Genomic DNA, 5,124 nt, shown 5'->3' with positions numbered 1-5,124 from the left:
GCCTGCCCCGGCCGCAGTGCCGCCGCCAAGCGCGCCAGTAAACAATCCAATAACCGTTTCCATTAGAGCTTTACCCCCGGTATGTAGTCGCGCAGCCGCAGCCGCCCCGGCCGGACCTGCGTGATGACGGCTGTCGGATCCATGCAGGCGCCGATGAGGCCTGTCACCACGACATGCCCCGTGTATGCCGCTTTCGGCAGTGTAAGATCCTCGCTCGTGCGGTTCAGTGAGACATCCTTCGGCGCGCCGCCGTTGGCGCCGACCGCGAGGCTCGTCGTGTCCATGACGTAGAGCTTGAGGGCCTTCACACCGCCCGGGCGCCGCACGACGCTGTCATCCGGATTGACGCGCACATAGGGCATGCTTTCATAACGTGGCGCCTGCCAGATGCCGATTTTCGCGGCCGAGGAAGGCTTGCCGGTCTCGATCGCGCCGGCAGAAACGGTGAAGGGGCCATGGATATCGCCTGCTATTTCGGCCCAGACCTGCTTTCCCTCGAGCGCGGTCAGGCCTGAGGCATGGCCGGTCAGATCCGTCGTCACGCTGTAGGCCTGTCGGAAGAGGTTTACACCTTGCTCCTCGAGCATCTCGATCGAGACCTGCCCCGAACGGTTGACGATGATCCAGACTTGTTCCTGCCCGTCGACCGCGAGCTCGACGACCAGGCCGCCGCCGGCTACGGGCCACTCACAGGCCGCCATGATTTCCTGCGTCTTGTTGACGACGCAGCAGATCAGCCGGCCATCCTCGCGCAGGATCCAGAGCCGGTTCGACGTCGTCGAGCCGATCTTGCGCTGCACCACCTGGCGCTTCATGTCCTCGACCAGGTCCTGGTTGAGATCGTTCTCCGGCGCCGGCACATATGTCGTGCCCACGGCGTCATAGACGGCGGAATAGAGCTTGCCGCCGTCCGGCGAGACGAAATAGACCTTGCCGTCCAGCACCACCGGCTTGCAGTTCGCCTTCGAGCCGATCTCGGAGGCACGAACGAAATTCATCGGCTCGTTGCGCTTGACGGTGCGGTTGCTGGCAAACCACTCGGCCTGGTCGGTCAAGACCACGAGATAGGTGTTGTCGAGCACGTGCCGGACCACTTCCGAGGTCTGCGTTCTTAGCGCATCGAGGCGGGCGGCGCTGTCGGCCTGGCCTTCAATGTTCAGATCGAAATATTCGCCGACGGCCGATTGCGCGATCGCCGCCTTCTTGCCGCTCGGCGCATAGTAGACCGCCCGATCCTGGTAGAGATCCATACCGGCAAAACCGCCTTTGCTGTTGGAGATCAGCGGCTCGCCGGCGGTCTTGCCGATCGTCTTGTGGCCGACGAGCGCCGAGGCTTCGCTGGTGCTGACGACGGCCGCGTCGAAGTCATACTCCTCACCGGAGAGTGTCCCGCCGAAGGTGACGGTAAATCCCCGGTACTTATCGCCGAGGATGCCGTCATAGTGTACGACGACACCCGAGCTCATCCCGGCGAGATCTTCGATCGCATCCTCGAGGTTCGCGGCGAAATTGTCCCATTCGGCCGGAGATGCGGCATCTGGCGTGTTGCCGAGAATAACGGCCGCCGTCGACACGCCGTTGACCGAGCAAGTCATCTGCAGGACGCTGACGCCTGTCGCCCAGCGCACGAAAAGCTGCCAGACATCGTCGGTCTTCGCGTAGGTGCCGCCGAGATCGACGTCGGGGATCGGGTCGAACGGCCATTCGCTCAGCGTCCAGAGCGTGTCGTTGGTCGCATTTCGCAGCAGCCGCAGCCCGCGCGGCAGCAGCGGATGAAAGATGCCGAACGTATCGGCCTCGCCGTAGAAGGCGAGATCCGGCAGCATGGCGAGCGTCACCAGCGGCAGCGCCACCGTCGCCACCTTGACGCGATCGTTGCGCCAGATATCGACGCTCCCGGCCGTCACCACCATCGTGTAAGACCGCGTCGCCGATGTCTTCAACGCGCCCATGCGCGCCGAAACACTGGCAGCGGCGCCGACATAAGCAGAACCGGGCAGAAGGTCGAAGCCAGATTGCGGGATGGGCTCGACGCCAAGCATCTGCAGCGCACCGGAATAATACTGCTTGATCCCCACCTTGCCGGCGAGGTCCCGGGAGAGCTGCCCGGCATTGACCGAGCTCTTCAGCGGTCCCTTGAAGATGCTCATTCACCACCTCCCGTGCCAGGGAATATCGCCGGTCAGCGGCCGTACCGCCGTCAGCGGATCGTTGGTGAGGATGCTTTCCTCGCCGATCGGCGCCGACGCCTTGTCCTGCGCCATCAGCCGGCCGAACTTGCCGCCGCTTCCCTGCATCGAAGGCGAGCCGAAGGCTTCGGCGAGCTTGCGATCGCGCATGTCTTCATCGGCCCAGACCGGCACCGCCAGCCAGCCGGAAAGCGCCGTCACGAAGGCGGCGCGGAAAGACGGTTCCCAATAGTCCGGATTGACCGGCGTCTTGTGGACCGCCCAGGCCTCTTGTTCGCAGGCGAAGAACTTACCGCCCTGCAGGGTGAAATCGCGGATGAGCGCATCCGATTGCCGCGGGCCACGCCGATAGGCGAGCGGATTGCCGATCCGCGGCTCCGGCAGCATATAGCCGTAGGGCCAACCATTCTCCGGCGTCTCGGCGAGGCGCCTCATCCTGGTCGTCACCCGGGCGAAGGTCCAATCGTGCATGCCGAAGCACTGGTCGAAAGCCATTTGCCAGACGTTTTCGATCTGCGCCGCGAGATCGCTATCGTCGTCGGTTGAGAACATCGGCCCCGCGCCGATCTCCGTCAGTGCCCAGTTGATGATGGTCGTTTTGTCGATCGCCATGGCCCGCCCCGAAACGAAGAAGCCGCGGCCGAGATCCGGCCGCGGCGGTGGTCGCTTTAAGCATCAGGTGGCAGCGAGGCCGCCGTCGATCGCCACCGTCACGCTGCCGCTGGTCGGCACCGCCGTGAAGCGCAGCACCACGCGATGTGGCGTGCCATTGATGTCGACGACGGCATCGACGATGCTGTCCTTGGTCAGGTTGTCGCGGCTGGTATCGAAGAAACCGGCCGTGGTGACTTCCGCTTCCGTATGCGTGGTCGCATAGTCGAAGAACATGATCTGCCGCTGACCCGGAATGCTGATCGTGGACCGGCGGCGAAGATTGCGAGGCTGATGTGCCATAGCAAATTTCCTTCTGTTGAAGACGATGAGAGTTGCGCCCCGCCACGCGCGAGGCGCGAGGCGCTATCAAACGCGTGCGATGTCCTTGATCGCCTTCATGCGGATGCGCTTGACACCTTCCGGCAGCAGGCCGATCGCCGCCCCGGAAAGAGCCGTATCGCAGAGGATCGGCTTGCCGGCCTTGCCGATCCACTCGTTCATGTCCATCTGCTCTTTCGACCAGAAGGTTTCGCAACCGACGGCCGATTTGGTCCAGAGGAACGTGTCGAGATACTTAGTGTCATCCCACTGGGTCTGGCCTTCGACCCAGGCGGCCGTACCGTAGAGGAAGTGCTCGTCGGGCAGCGCCAGGAAGTGCACGCCGCGCCACGTCTTCTTGTTGACGAGAGACGAGCGCGCCAGCGGCAATTCCTTGTCGCCCTGATAGTCCTTGCTGGCGAACTCTTTGTACATTTCCAGCTGATCGAACCACATGAACGGCATCGCCCAATAGCTTTCGCCATCGCCGCCGGCGCCGCGGATCTGCGCAACGGCCGTCATCGCCTGCAGGAGGTCGATACGCGCCGTACCGTCGCCGAAGGAGACGGGCGTCGAGTTGTTGGTGAGCTGGGTCGAGCCGACCGTGCAGAACGTGTTTAGCGCGTCGAGTTTCAGTCCGTCGCGCTTGACGCGCACCGACTTTGCCATCGCGCCGGCAATAGCCGCCTGCATCGACGGCGCCTGGCGAGCTGTATCCTGGTTGCGGATGGTCGCTTCCGCCGTATAGTCCGACGCCTGCACGGAGACCATGTCGAGGTCGACGCCCTGAGGACGGACTTCCTCGATGGCGCCGGACAGTTTGTACATGACGATGCGGCCGCCGCTGACCGGGAACTTGACGGTGCCGGCGATGTTTTCGCCAGTGATCATCGTACCGTCGAGGAGACCGCCTTCGGACTGGAGCCGAGTGGCGACGTCATCGCGGATTTTTTCTTTGAACCATGTTTCGATTGCCATGGAAATTGACCCTCAATGTGGAGTGATGGACGAGGTCACCGTGAGGGCCGATTAGCCGGAGCCGGCGGCGGGTCCGGTGAAGGATAGCCGCCGCATCGTCCAGGTCGCTCCCGTCCGGTTTGCAGGTCAAAGCCTGCCATTGGCCGGGAGCCGTTAAGTGCGAGGTCAGTCGCCGTAGACCTTCTTGTAGTCTGCCTGCAACTGATCGTACGAAGCGCGGTTGAAATCCTTGTGTCCGACGGTGTTGACTGGAAGCGCGCCGCGCGCCCGCAGCGCCTCCTTTGGATCGCCTTCATTAGGCGCTCCGCCGCCCATATAGACTTGCTGTTTGCCGCCGCCGGCGAGTGTCTTCACCCATTCGAGGAACTGATGCCCGCGAGCGGTATCGCCGAGCATTGCCTTGGCGAATTCGGCCGTATCCTTATCGATACCGCCTTCCTTGCCGGGATCGGCTTTCACCGCCGCGTCGACGAACGCGTAGTTCTCGCTCATCCGCTTTTCGCGCGCGACCGTCTGTTCGGCCGGCGGCAAGTGGCGGGCAGTTGGCGGTACCAGCGCCTCCTTTTCCGCCGCGGCGTCGACCGGCGGCTCGAGCAGCCCCATTTCCTGACTGACCGCCAGGAAGTTTTTCACCAGGCCTTGGTAGACCGGCGCGGACAGCTTGTTCTCGAGCGCGAATTCGGCCATCCGGGCATAGAGCGGGTCGCTCTTCAGCGTCTCGACATGCGGCGCGATTTCAGGCGGCAAGCTCGTTCCGAAATCACTGTAGGCCTCGATCTTGTCGGGCACATTGTTGGCCGCATCACGGGCGCGGTACCCGTCGAGCGCCTTGGCCATCTTGTCGATGGTTTCGTTATTGCTGGCGCCAACATAGTGATCAGCCAGCCCCGCCGGCTTGTAGAGATCTCCGGCAGGCGGGACCGCCGCCGCACCACCTGCCGGAGGAGCCGCCGCAGCCGATGGAGGCGGCGCGGCGCTTTCGGCT

General features: G+C 63.4%; 5 protein-coding genes. All 5 read right to left on the bottom strand.

The window, feature by feature from the left end:
- Positions 1-62: 62 nt before the first annotated feature.
- Positions 63-2,150, bottom strand: a complete 2,088-nt coding sequence (locus MOV76_RS38230; RefSeq protein ID WP_247266509.1) for a hypothetical protein — start codon at positions 2,148-2,150, stop codon at positions 63-65.
- Positions 2,151-2,801: a hypothetical protein gene (locus MOV76_RS38225; protein WP_247266508.1), complete on the bottom strand. Its 651-nt coding sequence runs from the start codon at positions 2,799-2,801 to the stop codon at positions 2,151-2,153. It lies immediately after the preceding gene.
- Between the two features lie 63 nt (positions 2,802-2,864).
- Positions 2,865-3,143 (bottom strand): hypothetical protein, encoded by a 279-nt coding sequence (locus MOV76_RS38220; RefSeq protein ID WP_247266507.1) that lies wholly within the window; start codon positions 3,141-3,143, stop codon positions 2,865-2,867.
- A 66-nt stretch (positions 3,144-3,209) separates the two neighbouring features.
- Positions 3,210-4,139 (bottom strand): phage capsid protein, encoded by a 930-nt coding sequence (locus MOV76_RS38215; RefSeq protein WP_247266506.1) that lies wholly within the window; start codon positions 4,137-4,139, stop codon positions 3,210-3,212.
- 165 nt (positions 4,140-4,304) lie between these two features.
- Positions 4,305-5,124 (bottom strand): hypothetical protein (locus MOV76_RS38210; RefSeq protein WP_247266505.1); only part of this gene is annotated, 820 nt, incomplete at its 5' end.

It is taken from the genome of Rhizobium sp. PRIMUS64 (genome assembly GCF_023006465.1).
Lineage (GTDB): Bacteria > Pseudomonadota > Alphaproteobacteria > Rhizobiales > Rhizobiaceae > Rhizobium > Rhizobium leguminosarum.
The sequence above is the reverse complement of the archived record's forward strand: the minus strand, read 5'-3'. Positions and strand labels throughout refer to the sequence as shown.